The 15,374-nt window shown below is 38.1% G+C and carries 15 protein-coding genes; 12 read left to right on the top strand and 3 right to left on the bottom strand.

Features of this window, described 5'->3' with window-relative positions; all coding sequences use genetic code 11:
- The first annotated feature begins 56 nt into the window (after positions 1-56).
- The 9 genes from WYK_RS01650 (at position 57) to WYK_RS01610 (ending at position 10,471) form a co-directional block, all read left to right on the top strand.
- Positions 57-824 carry a DODA-type extradiol aromatic ring-opening family dioxygenase gene (locus WYK_RS01650; protein ID WP_040372713.1) on the top strand — a complete coding sequence of 256 codons (768 nt, stop codon included), beginning with the start codon at positions 57-59 and terminating at the stop codon, positions 822-824.
- Positions 825-1,215: 391 nt separating this feature from the next.
- Complete coding sequence (gene sucA, locus WYK_RS01645) at positions 1,216-4,074, top strand: 2-oxoglutarate dehydrogenase E1 component (RefSeq protein WP_040372712.1); 2,859 nt, start codon at positions 1,216-1,218, stop codon at positions 4,072-4,074.
- Positions 4,075-5,316: a 2-oxoglutarate dehydrogenase complex dihydrolipoyllysine-residue succinyltransferase gene (gene odhB / locus WYK_RS01640; protein WP_040372711.1), complete on the top strand. Its 1,242-nt coding sequence runs from the start codon at positions 4,075-4,077 to the stop codon at positions 5,314-5,316. It begins immediately after the preceding gene.
- A gap of 135 nt (positions 5,317-5,451) precedes the next feature.
- Positions 5,452-6,384 (top strand): AAA family ATPase, encoded by a 933-nt coding sequence (locus WYK_RS01635; protein WP_040372710.1) that lies wholly within the window; start codon positions 5,452-5,454, stop codon positions 6,382-6,384.
- 50 nt (positions 6,385-6,434) lie between these two features.
- Positions 6,435-7,547 carry a DUF58 domain-containing protein gene (locus WYK_RS01630; protein ID WP_161629085.1) on the top strand — a complete coding sequence of 371 codons (1,113 nt, stop codon included), beginning with the start codon at positions 6,435-6,437 and terminating at the stop codon, positions 7,545-7,547.
- Positions 7,489-8,610, top strand: a complete 1,122-nt coding sequence (locus WYK_RS01625; protein ID WP_152526375.1) for a hypothetical protein — start codon at positions 7,489-7,491, stop codon at positions 8,608-8,610. The genes WYK_RS01630 and WYK_RS01625 overlap by 59 nt, the downstream gene beginning before the upstream one ends.
- A gap of 81 nt (positions 8,611-8,691) precedes the next feature.
- A complete protein-coding gene (locus tag WYK_RS01620) occupies positions 8,692-9,093 on the top strand; it encodes a secondary thiamine-phosphate synthase enzyme YjbQ (RefSeq protein ID WP_040372707.1) in 402 nt (133 codons plus the stop codon).
- Positions 9,094-9,177: 84 nt separating this feature from the next.
- On the top strand, positions 9,178-9,639 hold the full coding sequence (locus WYK_RS01615; RefSeq protein ID WP_412769690.1) for a GNAT family N-acetyltransferase: 462 nt from the start codon (positions 9,178-9,180) through the stop codon (positions 9,637-9,639).
- 232 nt (positions 9,640-9,871) lie between these two features.
- Complete coding sequence (locus WYK_RS01610; protein ID WP_051387254.1) at positions 9,872-10,471, top strand: cell wall hydrolase; 600 nt, start codon at positions 9,872-9,874, stop codon at positions 10,469-10,471.
- Positions 10,472-10,540: 69 nt separating this feature from the next.
- On the opposite strand, the gene WYK_RS01605 is transcribed toward WYK_RS01610, so the two are convergent.
- Positions 10,541-11,128, bottom strand: a complete 588-nt coding sequence (locus WYK_RS01605) for a DUF2087 domain-containing protein (protein WP_040372706.1) — start codon at positions 11,126-11,128, stop codon at positions 10,541-10,543.
- 1,116 nt (positions 11,129-12,244) lie between these two features.
- Between WYK_RS01605 and WYK_RS01600 the strand changes: the two genes are divergently transcribed.
- The gene (locus WYK_RS01600; RefSeq protein ID WP_040372705.1) at positions 12,245-12,859 is read left to right on the top strand and encodes a hypothetical protein; all 615 of its coding nucleotides are present in this window, start codon (positions 12,245-12,247) and stop codon (positions 12,857-12,859) included.
- A 161-nt stretch (positions 12,860-13,020) separates the two neighbouring features.
- On the opposite strand, the gene WYK_RS01595 is transcribed toward WYK_RS01600, so the two are convergent.
- Positions 13,021-13,491, bottom strand: a complete 471-nt coding sequence (locus WYK_RS01595) for a hypothetical protein (RefSeq protein ID WP_040372703.1) — start codon at positions 13,489-13,491, stop codon at positions 13,021-13,023.
- A 26-nt stretch (positions 13,492-13,517) separates the two neighbouring features.
- On the bottom strand, positions 13,518-14,093 hold the full coding sequence (locus WYK_RS01590; protein WP_040372701.1) for a tyrosine-type recombinase/integrase: 576 nt from the start codon (positions 14,091-14,093) through the stop codon (positions 13,518-13,520).
- A gap of 275 nt (positions 14,094-14,368) precedes the next feature.
- Here WYK_RS01590 and WYK_RS01585 point away from each other — a divergent pair, with 275 nt between their 5' ends.
- Entirely contained in the window at positions 14,369-14,704 is a 336-nt protein-coding gene (locus WYK_RS01585; protein ID WP_040372699.1) for a hypothetical protein, read from the top strand.
- A 151-nt stretch (positions 14,705-14,855) separates the two neighbouring features.
- The gene (locus WYK_RS01580) at positions 14,856-15,122 is read left to right on the top strand and encodes a CPCC family cysteine-rich protein (RefSeq protein ID WP_040372697.1); all 267 of its coding nucleotides are present in this window, start codon (positions 14,856-14,858) and stop codon (positions 15,120-15,122) included.
- Positions 15,123-15,374 lie beyond the last annotated feature (252 nt).

Below are 15,374 nucleotides of genomic sequence, written 5' to 3'. Positions count from 1 at the left end.
GTAGGTGATGGTAAAAGAAACAGATAGTCAGATACTGAAAGGATTCGATTTGAAACATGATACCTTCGTTGTTTTTGGCCCATGGAACACCTCTGCTCCTTACAGAGGAAAATCCGTATACACTTTTTTTAGAAAATTATGTACAGCAGCTTCCAAGACCTTCGGCAATCCTCATCTTCAGCGCACATTGGGAGAGCGGGGAACAGGCTGTAACCGCCTGCAGGCAGAATGGTATTATTTATGATTTTGCAGGAGGACCCGATGAGTTATATCAAATGACATACTCAGCTCCTGGGGAAATAGAGCTTTCTGATCGCATAATGACCTTATTATCTAAAATCGGAATATATTCAGTACTGGATGATACGCGCAGGTTAGATCACGGGGCATGGGTACCCTTAAAAATAATGTATCCAAATGCGGACATTCCCGTAATTGCATTATCAATAGATCCAGAATTACCTTTGTCGTATCAATACGAGATTGGGAAAACACTTGCCAAATTAAGAGAAGAAGATGTTTTAATTATTGGCAGCGGCGGTACAAGTCATAATTTAGAGCAATTTCAATATAATATCGGTGTTGCAGAAGGGTGGACCGTGCGCTTTGAGGAATGGCTGGAAGATAAGGTTCTTAAATGGGATATAGAATCCCTATTTAATTTTAAAAGTCTAGCACCATATGCTAGTTTAGCAGTGCCTACTATGGAACATTTTATTCCGTTTATTATTGCAATGGGGTTAGGACATCAGGAGAAACAGGCAAAACTGCTGCATAGAAGCTATCAATATGGGAATTTAAGTTTAACTGCATGGAGATTTTAGCAGGATAGAAGGATTAAAGGCATTAAAATAGTTCATGCTGGAAAATATAGAGAACACTCCTGTATACTAGAAAGTAGCTTTTGAAAAATAAATAATTTGCAAAAACAGGGCTTATTTCAGGAAAAAGGAATGTAAACGCTGTAATAAATGACGTAAAGCAGAAATCATATTTAATATTATGTTTCATTGCCATTTTAACCTTTGGATATTTCCTTTAAAACATGGTAATATAACATCTGAAAACGTTTTATCCTTTAAATATTCATATCTTTTGAAATAATAACTATTTTTATATATATTTACCGAAAATAGGTAGTTTAAGGATGGGCATTAGGGGATGGATAAAACGGTTAGTAAAAATATTAAGTAAAATTTGGGGGTTTAATAAAAAATGACCAACAAGACTGCTGCATACGACCCATGGAGAGCATTTTCAGGCCCAAACCTTGGGTATGTCTTGGAACAATACGATTTATATCAAGAAAATTCGGATGAGGTTGATCCGGAATTAAAAGAATTTTTTGTACAATCAGGACCGCCGCCAGAGGGTGAACAAACCGAGAATAGACCTGTTTCCTCACCACAAGTTTCTACTGCATCAAAAGGTGAAGAACTGTCTATGAAAAAAATTATGTCTGCAGTGAAATTCTCTGAAAATATTCGTGCTTATGGTCATTTAGCTGCGAAAATTAACCCGCTGAATGATGAGCCATTAGATAATGTACTCATCCATTTAGAACGATATGGATTGACAGCCGACGATTTAAAAAAAATTCCGGCTGAATTTATTTGTCCAGAGGCTCCAGCTGAAATAAAAGACGGCTATCAAGCATTTGTCTATTTAAAACAGCTTTATACGAAAACCATTTCCTTTGAATTTCAACATGTAAATAATCTTGAAGAAAAACAATGGCTTCTGGATATGGTGGAATCAGGCAATATGTTCCCTGAAATAACAAATGAAAAGAAAAGCTTATTATTAAAACGACTAATGGAAGTAGAAGGTTTTGAGAAATTCCTTCATCGTACGTATGTCGGACAAAAGAGATTCTCTATTGAAGGACTCGATATGCTAGTACCAATTCTGGATGAGTTAATCTCACAATCTGTTCAAAATGGAACATCAAATGTCAATATAGCAATGGCGCATCGCGGGCGTTTAAATGTACTTGCACACGTCCTTGGCAAACCATATGAAATTATTTTCTCTGAATTCCAACACTCTCCGAATAAGGATCTTGTTCCTTCTGAGGGTTCAATTGGCATCAATGACGGCTGGACAGGTGATGTTAAATATCATTTAGGGCTGGATAAACAAATTACTAAAGATAGTACACAAAAAGCAAGATTAACCCTTGCCAATAATCCGAGTCATCTAGAAGTTGTCGGCCCGATTGTGGAAGGCTATTCCCGTGCAGCTCAAGAAACACGTACGGAAGCAGGGTTCCCTGAGCAAGATATTACAAAATCATTAGCTATTCTAATCCATGGCGATGCGGCATTCCCTGGTGAAGGGATTGTTCCTGAAACCTTTAATATGAGCCGCCTGCGCGGGTATAAAACGGGCGGAACCGTTCATATCATTGCCAATAATATGATTGGTTTTACAACAGAAAGCCAAGATTCTCGTTCTACCCAATATGCAAGTGATTTGGCAAAAGGCTTTGAAGTTCCGATTGTTCATGTCAATGCTGACGATCCAGAAGCATGTCTTGCTGCGGTTTCACTTGCTCATCAATACCGTACGAAGTTCAAGAAGGACTTCCTTATTGACTTAATCGGATACCGTCGTTTCGGACATAACGAAATGGATGAGCCATTAGTTACTCAGCCTGAAATGTATGCGAAAATTCATAAGCATCTTACCGTTAAAGACCTGTATAAGAATCGTCTGATCGAAACAGGTGCTTTAACTGAAGAAGAGACAATGAGTCTAAATGAATCGGTCGATGAAAGATTAACCAAAGCATACGATCGCGTTTCAGGTGATAAACCAGAAGATATAGCTGAATTGATTACACCAAAAAATATTGAAATTGGACTTCCTATTATTGATACAGCTGTCTCTGTAGATGAGTTAGTCGATATTAATAAAAAGCTTGTTGAATGGCCAGAGGGCTTTAGCGTAAACAAAAAGTTAGGACGTATTCTTTCAAGACGTCTCGATTCGTTTGAAGAAAACGGGAAAATTGATTGGTCTCATGCTGAAACACTAGCTTTCGCGACAATCTTAAAAGATGGGACGCCAATTCGTTTATCCGGACAGGATTCGGAGCGCGGTACGTTTGCACAGAGGAATATCATGCTGCATGACAGTGTCAATGGTCAGATGTATTCTCCTCTTCACACACTTGATTCAGTGAAGGCATCTTTTGCTGTTCATAATAGTCCATTGACTGAAACAGCGGTCCTTGCATTTGAATATGGCTACAATGTTTTTGCTCCTGAAACCTTAGTTATTTGGGAAGCACAATTTGGTGATTTTGCCAATACAGCACAAGTGATTTTCGACCAATTTATTGCGGCTGGCCGTGCTAAATGGGGACAAAAATCTGGTCTTGTCATGCTGTTGCCGCATGGCTATGAAGGTCAAGGGCCAGAGCATTCAAGTGCCCGCTTAGAGCGGTATTTGTCATTGGCTGCAGAGAACAACTGGACTGTTGCTAATCTTAGCTCTGCTGCACAATACTTCCATATTTTAAGAAGACAGGCGAAAATTCTGGAAATGGATGAAGTACGCCCGCTTGTTATGATGACTCCGAAGAGCTTATTGAGAAACCAGATCATGGCCTCAGATGCCGCTGAGTTTACGGAAGGACAATTCCAGTCCTTCATTGAGACAACCGGACTGGGAGAAAATCCAGAAGCGGTAGAACGTATTGTCTTCTGTACAGGTAAGCTTGCTGTCGAATTACGTGAAAAAGCAGCTTCAGATGGGAATGAAGAATGGCTGCAGATTATTTCAATTGAAGAAATCTACCCATTCCCATTCAATGGAATTAAAGAAGCGCTAACAAAATATGAAAATCTTAAAGAAATTCTATGGGTCCAAGAAGAGCCGAAGAATATGGGGGCTTGGACATTTGTAGAACCACGTATTAATGCAGCAGCACCGAAAGAACTTGAGGTATCGTATGTTGGCAGGAAGAGAAGATCAAGTCCTTCTGAGGGAGATCCAACTGTCCATAAAAAACAACAACAACGTATCTTATCTAAAGCAACGACACGTACTATTGAGGGGGAGAAATAAATGGCTGAAGTAAAAGTACCTGAATTAGCTGAATCAATAACAGAGGGAGCCATTGCACAATGGTTGAAACAGCCTGGTGATCAGGTTGAAAAAGGGGAATATATTCTAGAACTTGAAACAGATAAGGTAAATGTCGAAATTATCTCTGATTATGCGGGGACATTAACAGAGTTATTAGCTGAAGAAGGGGATACCGTTTTAGTTGGACAATCTATTGCCATTGTTGACGAAAGCGGCAAAGGAACTGCGGCTCCACAAGCAGCACCTAAAGCTGAAGAAGTAAAAGAAGAATCACTAAAAGCTGAACAAAGCGTTCCAGCTCCAGAAGTACAGCAAGAGGAGAAATCAACATCAACTGTCATTGCTTCTCCCGCTGCACGTAAACTGGCACGTGAAAAAGGGATTGATTTAAGTGCAGTACCTGTAACTGATCCATTAGGCCGTGTACGCGTACAGGATGTTGAAGCAGCGAGTGCTGCACCAGCACCTAAAGCAGCAGCTCCACAAGCACCAGCACCTAAAGCTGCTCCGGCTAAGCAGGATGACCGTGTTGAAATTATTAAGATGTCCCGCCGTCGTCAGACTATTGCTAAACGTCTAGTTCAAGTACAAAGTGAAGCAGCGATGTTGACAACTTTTAACGAAGTTGATTTATCAGCAGTGATGGATCTGCGTAAACGACATAAAGAATCATTCATTAAAAATAATGATACAAAACTTGGATTTATGTCTTTCTTTACGAAAGCGGTTATTGCAGCATTAAAGAAATATCCATTGCTTAACGCTGAAATCAATGGAAATGAAATTCATAAAAAGAACTTTTATGATATCGGTGTTGCCGTATCAACTGACGAAGGCCTAGTGGTTCCTGTCGTTCGTGATGCAGATCGTAAGAGCTTTGGTGAAATCGAAAAAGACATTGCTGACCTTGCAGTGAAAGCTCGTAATAATAAGCTTGCTCTATCAGATTTATCAGGCGGAACATTTACGATTACGAATGGTGGAACGTTTGGATCTCTTTTGTCTACACCAATTCTTAATGCCCCGCAAGTTGGGATTCTAGGTATGCATACAATTAAAATGCGTCCGATCGCAGTTGGAGACGCTATTGAAAACAGACCAATGATGTATCTTGCATTATCTTACGATCATCGTATTGTTGATGGAAAAGAAGCTGTAGGCTTCCTTGTTACACTTAAAGATTTACTTGAAGATCCAGAACAGCTGTTACTTCAAGGGTAAATAGTTGTGTGATAACCCCCGCAGGAAAGTTTCCTGCGGGGGTTTTTCCGTTCATTCCCTCGATATAACAGGAATTTCCTTTTAATATGTCGAAGATAGAAAGATGTAGAAAAATTGGAATTTTGGGGTGCGGATATGGAATCTTTACAGAAGCTGAAGAAGAACATTCAGAAAGTATTTGTTGGAAATGAAACAGCGATTGAGCTGCTTATTGAATCTGTCTTATGCAGCGGACATGTCTTGCTTGAAGATGTCCCTGGAACAGGAAAGACGCTTCTTGCTAAATCATTGGCTAAGAGCATGGCTGGACAATTCTCTAGAATTCAATGCACGCCGGATGTTTTGCCAAGTGACATTACCGGCATAGAGTATTTTAATCCTAAATCGAATGATTTTGAAAAAAGATTAGGACCAGTTTACACAAATATTTTACTTGCTGATGAAATCAATCGTGCATTGCCGCGGACACAGTCGAGTTTATTAGAGGCAATGGAGGAGCGCCAAATAACACTCGATCGTGAAACGATTAAACTGCCATCTCCATTTATTGTAATTGCTACCCAAAACCCGTTGGAATCACAGGGAACCTTCCCACTGCCAGATGCTCAACTTGACCGTTTTTTTATGAGTATTCCCCTCGGGTACCCCTCACAGGAAGAAGAGCGAACTATCATTCGGCGGTTTCGAGAACACCAACCGCTTGATACACTTTCAGTGTGTATCACGCTTGAAGAATTAATCGATTTACAAGTTGAAACGAAGCGAATACTTGTGAGTGAACCTGTAGAGGATTACATTCTTCAGTTAACAGCTGCCACACGTTCTAGTAAGTATTGCGAGACTGGACTTAGCCCTCGTGCTTCACTAGCTTTGTTGAAGGCATCACAAGCAAAAGCTTTATACATGGGTCGAAGCTATTGTATACCGGAGGATGTCCAGTTCGTCTTTCCAGCGATAGCATCGCACCGAATCACGATAACTATGGAAGGGGCACTGACAGCTGGCCGCAGAGAGATCACAGAGCAAATTCTTCATGAAGTCGATGTGCCGGTTGAGATCTCTCGATGAAGCGGAACCCCCATATCGATAAGGCATTTTTTTTAAGTGATAAAGTCATCATGAGCACAATCATTATCTTCATTTGGGACCTGATTTTTTTAAAACACCCAGTCGTGATGACCAGTATTCTTATCTATTATTCATACGCAATCATGGTCCATTATTATACCAATCATATAACGAATGCTATGCAGATATTAAATGAAAATCGACGGTACCGGGTTTTCCCAGGGAATGAAGCCGTTATCGGAATCGGCGTTAGAAACAATGCAAAACTGTCGATTCCAAACGGGAAATTGTCATTTGAATTAAGTGAAACGATTGAAACTGAAGGTGTATTAATAGAATCTGGAGACGGCGTGCTTTCAGACCGGCGGGTATATCCGTTCCTCATTCCGGCAAAAGACTCAATTGAATGGCGGCTTTCAATCAGACCTCAAAAGCGCGGACTTTATACAATAGAAAATGTTGAATTAATAGTCTATGACTGGTTTAGGACGAGTACGACCTACTTTCCTGTACTTCCAAGGCTGCAAACGGAGATTCTCGTTTACCCATTGATTAAACCTATTCGCAATATTCAACGTTTAGAAAGATTAATGCCAGGCATCCAACAAAGCAGGTTGTCTTATCTAGAAGATGCATCAGCTGTGTCTGGGGTTAAGCAGTATGAAAATGAAAGTTTTAGGCATATTCATTGGAAGGCTTCTTTAAGGATGCAACAACTGGTGGCAAAAAAGTATCAGCCTGTCACACATAGCGGGGTAACTATTTGTTTGAATTTGTCTGCTCCTCAACGTGGTTTTCACTCGAGATTTGAAGACTTAATCTCTTTTACAGCATTTCTGTGTCAATATATGACCACTAAACACCTGTCTTTTGAATTATTTATTAATATCTATAAAGGGGGAAGGCCGCTTACCCTTAATTTACGCGAAGGTAATGAGCATCTGGCTGCATCGTTAACGGCGCTTGCTCAACTTTCTACCTCTGGTGCGGCCTTTTCAGAGACTGCTTTTCTTACGTATATTAAAGAATCACAAGCACCATCCGTTTTAACCATATTGGTCGGCGGTACCGGCATAAGAGGAAATTTACAGGGTGAAGTAGTCTATGTCAATGAACATGGTCATTTATCAGGAGGAGGAACCGATGCTGCTCTTTCTATATAATTTTCTTATTCTATTGGTAATTGGTTTATCCGCTGATATACATTCGATATGGTTTAGCCTATTTTTACTCCTAATATGTGGTGTTAAATGGTTGTCGATGAAACAAACAATCAGGTTGAAAGTTAGTTTGTTAGGTAGTGTGTTTTTCTCCATATTCTTTTTATTTAATACAGGATTTACGTATTCATTTTTATTCACTTTGTCTTTTTATATTCTTTTTTGGAGCGGGATTAAAAACAACAAACAGAAGGTACTCATCTGTGGATTAATTGTACTCGTTTGTCTCAGCCTGTCGGGTTTAGCGATCAATCGGGTCATGCTAGGTCTCTTCTTGATAATTGCTGCATTATTGATTTTACTAGAAAGTCATACAGTTAGACTAGCAAGAAGTCGACTAACCATCTGTATCGCAGCCACTAGTGGAGGGATATTTATATACATGCTGCTCCCAACCTTCCTAGCCATCTGTAAGTATCTATTATTTGTTGTGTTTACAGGATCAGCTTTTGTAACTGGTCCTGTATTGAATAATGGAGTAGATCTATTGCTTGGTCTGCAAACAAAGGAAGAGGTGAAGGAGGAACCTTCCGAAGACATGATGGGAATGTTTTTGAATGAAGAGGCAGGGACATCTGATCCTATGATAGGCGGCTATCTTTTATTTGGAGGAATGTTACTAGGACTCGTAATCTTGCTAAGTCGTCGTCTACAGAGAATAAAAAATTTGGGAATGACCAAAAATGACCGTCCTAAAATGAATTCCAAGCTGGTACCTTTACCAGAAGAAAGGTTGAGTAAACCTCCTCACCACTTGATTCGTAAAAAAATTTATGGATGGGAAATGAAACTAGCAGCACCATTTGCCCGACGAAAAGCGGAAGGATTTTCACACTGGTTATCAAGGCTGCCACATGATAGTGTGAGTGCCAAAGAGAGAATAATCTCGATCTATCAAGATGTCCGTTATGGTAATAGGCAGGTTTCAAAGGGTGAAATAAAAGAGTTTGAGCGAGAGTTTGCAGAATTGGCGGCATATGTAAATAAAAAGCGAATTGAGAAATAAACAGGCAGGGGAAGTTTACTGATTTTTCTGGCTAAAATAGGGTAAAGGAATACAACTACTATTATACAGGGAGGCAGAAAGATGTTTAAAAAAATCACAGTTCATACGACCAAAAGAGATGAGGTAATTGACCTTACGCCAGAAATTATTTCATTTACTAATGAATCGGCTGTAGAAGAAGGAATGGTAGTCATCTATTGTCCGCATACCACTGCAGGGATTACCATAAATGAAAATGCTGACCCGGATGTAGCAGCAGATGTAATGAGAAGGTTAGATGAATTATATCCTTGGAATCATACGCTAGATCAGCATGAAGAGGGAAATACAGCAGCCCATCTCAAAGCGAGTACAGTCGGCTCCTCACAACAAGTGATCCTTCACAAAAACAGATTGCTTTTAGGGAGATGGCAAGGAATTCAATTCTATGAATTTGACGGACCTCGTGAGCGACAAGTATTTATTAAAATTGTAAGGTCCTGATTTATTATTTTTACAATGAGCAGGAATGCAAGGTATTATTGTTGAATAGTAAAAGATAGAATAAGAAATTGGGGGAATTTACGTTTGAGTAATCTGCGGATTGATGGAGAAAAAATCAGTTTACGAAATGTTCAACCACAGGATATTTCAGAACTATGGAACCTGCGCTATGGGGAAGAAAATCCAGAATGGAAAAAGTGGGATGCTCCATATTACGAACATAATCGTCCGGATTTTGAAATGTATTATGATCAAGAGCTAAACGAACTAATGATGGATGAAGCGATGGGGATTTATTCCCAAATGGTCATTCTTGTTGGTGAAGAAGTCATTGGTACGGTGATTTTTTATTGGGAGAATGAGGCGACAAGATGGCTGGAAATGGGGATTACCATTTATAAGCCTGTCTATTGGCAGGGGGGATTTGGTACAGAAGCTCTCTCTTTATATACAGAATATTTATTCTCTCAACTCAGTGAGATAGCTCGAGTTGGGATAACTACTTGGTCAGGGAATGAACGAATGATCGCAGTAGGAAAAAAATAGGGATGCAGATAGAGGGGCGGCTGCGAAAATGCCGCTATTATAATGGTCAATATTATGATTCCATTCGGATGGGAATCTTACGTGAAGAATGGGAAGCACATAAAGCACAGAGTTAAGTTTTTCCGTGCATTCCATGTGAATAAATTCCTCCGTTTCCTTGGTAAAAATTTAGCGCTGAAATTGTTTGTCTAGTTTGTTATCCTTGTTGAATGCTTAACAAGGAGGAGACAAGATGAGAACATTTACTTCATTCGTTTTTGCAGTTACTCTTGGAATCTTAATACTCGGCTTCACATTTCCAATGAATAGTGAAACTCTAGCAAACAAAAATACAAAAAAACATACTGTAAAACAAGGCGAAAGCATATGGGACATAGCTAAAATGTATGGTGTTCCTATACAAGTTCTTAAAGATGTAAATAAAAATGAAAATAATGTTGCGAACCCAGGCGATACATTTACAATTCCTTCTGTGGTCAGTGAGACACATAAGGAACTGCTGAGCAGGCTTGTGCATGCAGAGGCGAAGGGTGAACCCTATAATGGGAAGGTAGCCGTTGCAGCAGTAGTATTAAACCGGGTTCAAGATGATGAATTCCCTGATTCAATCAAAGATGTTATTTATCAAAAAGGACAATTTTCACCTGTCGATGATGGCGCGATTAATCAACCAGCGGGTGAAGATGCACAACGTGCAGTGAATGAGGCCATTGCGATTCAGGATTATGCGTATCACGAACTCTATTTTTATAATCCAAGTATTTCAGACAGCAAGTGGATGAGAACGCTGAAGGTTGTAAGAGTAATTGGCGGGCATCATTTTGCCATTTAATTTAAAAAGTAATGAATCATCAGCAGGAATTATCTGACTGATGATTTTTTTGAATAAGAGTTTTGGATTTTATGACTCGACGATTTCATCCCATAATTCTCTTGGGTTAAGTTCGTAAATGGCATTTTCCCGGTGCATGATACGGGAAACGATAAACTCACGACGGATGGTAGCATAATCTGGATGAAACTGAGTTATGTAATCATTGATTTCTTTTTCAGTATATTTTCTCCCCATTTTTAGACCGGCAGCCATATGATAAAGAACGATCATTTTTTTCTTACGTTGTGCTGGTATCGTTTTTAACATGCCATCAGAGAAGAAATTGTCTACTATCTTTCTGTGTTCAAGCTGAAGCGAATTGTCCATAGTCATCGGATTATCCTTTCCAATAATTAATTTTGGCAATGATTGCGAATATTGGTGTAGAACGGATTCATTCAGGTGAAAGTAAATCGTGTTTTTATTTCTCCGATCTGTAACAAGATTGATTTCCTTTAGTTTAGCTAAATGATGTGAAATCGTGGGAGGACTGAGACTTAGAATACCAGCGAGTGCCTGTCCGTTTTTAGGACCAGCGGCAAGCAGACTTAAAATACGAATTCTGGTTGCATCGCCGACAGTTTTGTGAAAAGCTATCAATTTGTTTAACTGCATGACTGTACCTCCTTTCAAACGTATCTAATTAGATTGTAATCTAATTAGAAGGAATGTTCAATCTATTTTTAAATTCTGTTCTCTAAATATAAAGTGCAAAGTCCCCCTGTACCTCTAAAACTTTCGTCTGGAGATGGGTTTTGAGGGTTCACGGATTCAAAGTTTCCTCAAGAGGTGATGTATAGAAAGACCTTTACTAAGTAATTTAGGCTTAATTTTATGTAGATTATCTGATGCATGGTCTTGAAAAGTGTCCTTGCTTAACAAAATGTTTCACAGTGGGTGGATGTACATTCTGATCAACAAGGATTCATGATGATTAGTTTTTGATGGCTGCGTGCCTAGTAATTACTGATGTTGGTTACACTAAAGGAATAGTTCTTTTTGCTGAATCCTAATTTCTCAGATTAGGGTTCTTTTCTGAGATTAAGGATGAAGCCTCACGTTCTGAAGGCGAAACTACTAACCTTTTAAAAACTAATATACTTAAAACATAAAGGCACGTAAGCAGGGTTCCTTAGATTCTACTTTTACAGCTTCTTATGTTCAGAATGAATTTATCCAGGCTATGAAGCCTTTTTTGATGATGCAGCCACGATTGAAGAATTCTGGAAAAGTATCTTCCTGGATACTAAAGCTATTTCCCATTTATTTGAACCGGAAACCATTACATATTTCGCGATAAACGCCTTTAAACAAGCCATTAGAAGCTACAAACGTGGGAAAATACAAACAAATGTGTTCCGTTATTTTATCTCCAGTAGGGGACATAAAGGGGAAATTGATCAAAAAGAGTGGGGCGACAAAGGGACATCGAAGACATTTGAGCGATAGCATGAAAACACTAAGCTTTGCCTATTTCACCATGGTGATATCATTTTTTCCTTATGCTCTTTATCAATTAAGGGTGTGTGTAAAAGCTCTTAATACCTTGCTCTTTACCACCCTAGTTTTCATTACCGATAAGTTGAATTATGTTAATTAGATTTGTATAGAGTATTCATTTGATACTCTTGAACCTTGTTCATCTAAAGGGCCATATAATCGAATTATTTATTGAAAAAACCGGATCAATATGAAATAATTAGTAGAAAAATGGTTAGCTGGGAGAATAAAATGCGAAACTTAGTAGGCTGTTGCTTGTTTATAATTTTCGCCATGTTGTTTACTGGGTGCGCAGGTGTAGAAAAAGAAAAACCGTTATCAAATGCGAATATAACCATTGATCCATATAACATGAGTGAAAAAGAAAGATTGCTCATCAGTAAAACAGGTGTAGAACAAATTGAATTTTTTAAGTTGGAAGGCGAGTTGAAGGAAGATGAGGATTTACAATTTTCCGTGGAAATGTATGAAAAAGGAAAACTTGAAGAGGAGTTACTAACTACTTCGGATGAACCGAATACTAAATTTGAAGATAGCTTCATTTCTTTTGGAATAGGTAATATTAATAACGAAAACCCTTCTTTAAAACTGATAGCTGGCACACCTTTTGGGCTTGCTACAACGAATTATTCAAATAACATGACATCTTTTTCTTTCAATAAACTAGTAGGAAAAAAAGTTACTTTAGAGAAAAACAAACCTGTTTATTTAGTAGCATGGGTAGGCACTACTAAAAATAAACTGAGGTCTGTTGGAAGCGAAAATGGTGAACTCCCCACAGGTATTGAAGAAGCTGAGGTTGCACTTTTATACAGAGTTTTATGGACCAATAATGTAAAGAAATAATTTCTGCTTTTATAACTTATAACAAATTAATTGGGATGTTAATAGTTTAAGCAGCTAAAAGGATCTTCCAATCGAAGATCCTTTTTTAGTACCGATAATAGGGGTTTATGTTAACTAGTTGCTATTTTTATTTAATGGCTCTGTTAAAGTTGAACATAACCCTACAATTTAATCCCATTACTTTTTGAATGGATAATGTAATGATTATTCGATTCCCATTTATAATGACCTACACTAAATTCGCTTAGGTTTATTAAATCTTTTAAATAATTTGGGACAGTGCAATCCCAATTTAAATCTTCCATTTTAAGTGGGAAATTGTCTTCATTAGGATTAGGAGTGTGGATATAGACTGCATCTAAACCTGCCTCTTCATCCACTAATCCAATCCACAATTGATAAGGTTTATCAAATGTTCGGAGCTTTTCTAATAAACTGTTATATAAAACTATATGTGCTCTTATATGTTCTCTTCTTATCTTCATACTATTATTACCAAACCCGTAAAAATCAAGATGGGTATGCCAAGTATCAAACCAACCTTCTTGCCCAAAGTCTAAATTATATTGTTCTACGTTTAATTCTCGCCACAACTTACGAAAATAACGCTTTTTTCCACGAAATTTTTTCAATGATAGTTTCCCCCTATGTAACAAGTTTATATTTGCTTAAAGACGCTAAATGACTTCAATACGTTATTCGTTTCTTCTTCCGTAATGCCGATATAACGCAGAGTAACAGATGGATGGGCATGATGCAGGATTCGCTGCAACATCGCAATATCCTTCGTAGACTTATAAAACCAGTACCCAAAGGTTTTCCGTAAGGTATGATTGCCGACATGTTCCACACCAGCATACTCTGCAGCCTTATTTAGCTGTCTGTACGCCTGAGTAGGGGTAATAGGGTTGTCTCCTTTACGAGACGGGAATAAACAGGCGTTCTGGACGTTTTTAGCGTACTCATAGACCTCTTGGAAGCAATTCGCGATATAAATGTCGCGGATTTTTTGCGTTTTGCCTTCTTTAACACGCAGGATCTTGTTTTGTTTGCCTTTTAAGGCGAGGATCTGGTGGGTGGGTAGACGGAGAAGGTCTCCAACACGCAGGCCCGTTTCGCAGCCGAGGATAAAGAGGATGTAATCCCGTTCTGAACAGTGGCGTTTAAGCGCCCATTTCATATCGTCTAGTTGCTGCTGATTCCGAATCGGCTGCACATCTTTTTCTGATTTCATGGTTTCTCGCCCTTTCTGACGACATTCAAAAACAGGGTCTCGAAACCCTTGGCGTTCAACGATTTGAATGTACGATTTTTTCTCTTTTTTTAGTATAAAGAGAGAAAGCGAATAAAGTCAATGAAATCAACGATTTGAATGTATGATAATTAATATAATCATACATTCAAAATGATTACTTTTTTAACTCCGTGTTTCTAAGAGTAAATTAAATATAGGGTAAATGTGGTAAAATTACAAATAAAGATAGAATTTAAAAACTTGGAGATGAGTATATGAAAAAATTAAAAAAACGACAGATTATTATAATACTAAGTGTTCTGGTTGGTGGATTTATACTTTTCTCTGTATATGATTACTTTAATACTCAAAAAAAGGAAGAACAGTATCAAGCATTCATGGAAGAAAGCAGTGAACTAACAGACGGTTACGATATTATATCGTTCGGTTTCCGTCCAGATAAAAAAACAATTAATGTTTATGTGCCACTAGAAGAAAAAAGTCGGAATGAAATAGTCACTTCTTTCGAGCGCATCTCCCAAAAATATGGTATGAAGGATTTTGAAGTGAAGGTTAAAGCTATAAAAAAGGGGGATCCAATTGAAAATTAAAAGCATTCAAAAGGCCCCAATTAGCGTTATTTGAATGTATGATTCTAATACAAATCATACATTCAAATTTAGATAAAAAAATACCCTTGTTCAACTATTATCAGGACAGAATAGTTGAACAAGGGTATGGTATAGATATTGGGGTGATTGTATGAAATATACTTGTCCTTGTTGTGGATATAAAACATTACCTGAAGAGCCACCAGATACTTACTATATATGTGAAATTTGTGGTTGGGAAGATGATGGGGTTCAATTTTATTATCCAGATTCTGAAGGTGGAGCAAATGAAGTTTCATTAAAGCGAGCACAAAAAAACTATCTTGTGTTAGGAGCTTGTGAGGAAAGGGTTATTGAGTTTGTAAGAAAACCTAATGAGAAAGATGAAAAAGACTCTGATTGGAAACCCTTGATTTAATAAAAGCTATTTAACTAACGGTGTAAATTAGCGTTCAAAAGGCTGCCATTTGGCGGCCTTTTGAACGTATGATTCTTAGTATAATCATACATTCAGATTTAAGGGGGAAATTCAAAATAATGAGAGAAGTAATAAAGAAGATAAATAGATGTAAAAATAAGAATGCCGTTTAAATTATCTAATAATTGATTATAAATTATCATCTAGAAGAATCATTCTTTGTTTGCTTCTAATTTCATAAAAGTTCCACCT

It is taken from the genome of Peribacillus psychrosaccharolyticus ATCC 23296, assembly GCF_000305495.1.
Classification (GTDB): Bacteria; Bacillota; Bacilli; order Bacillales; family DSM-1321; genus Peribacillus; species Peribacillus psychrosaccharolyticus.
The sequence above is the reverse complement of the archived record's forward strand: the minus strand, read 5'-3'. Positions and strand labels throughout refer to the sequence as shown.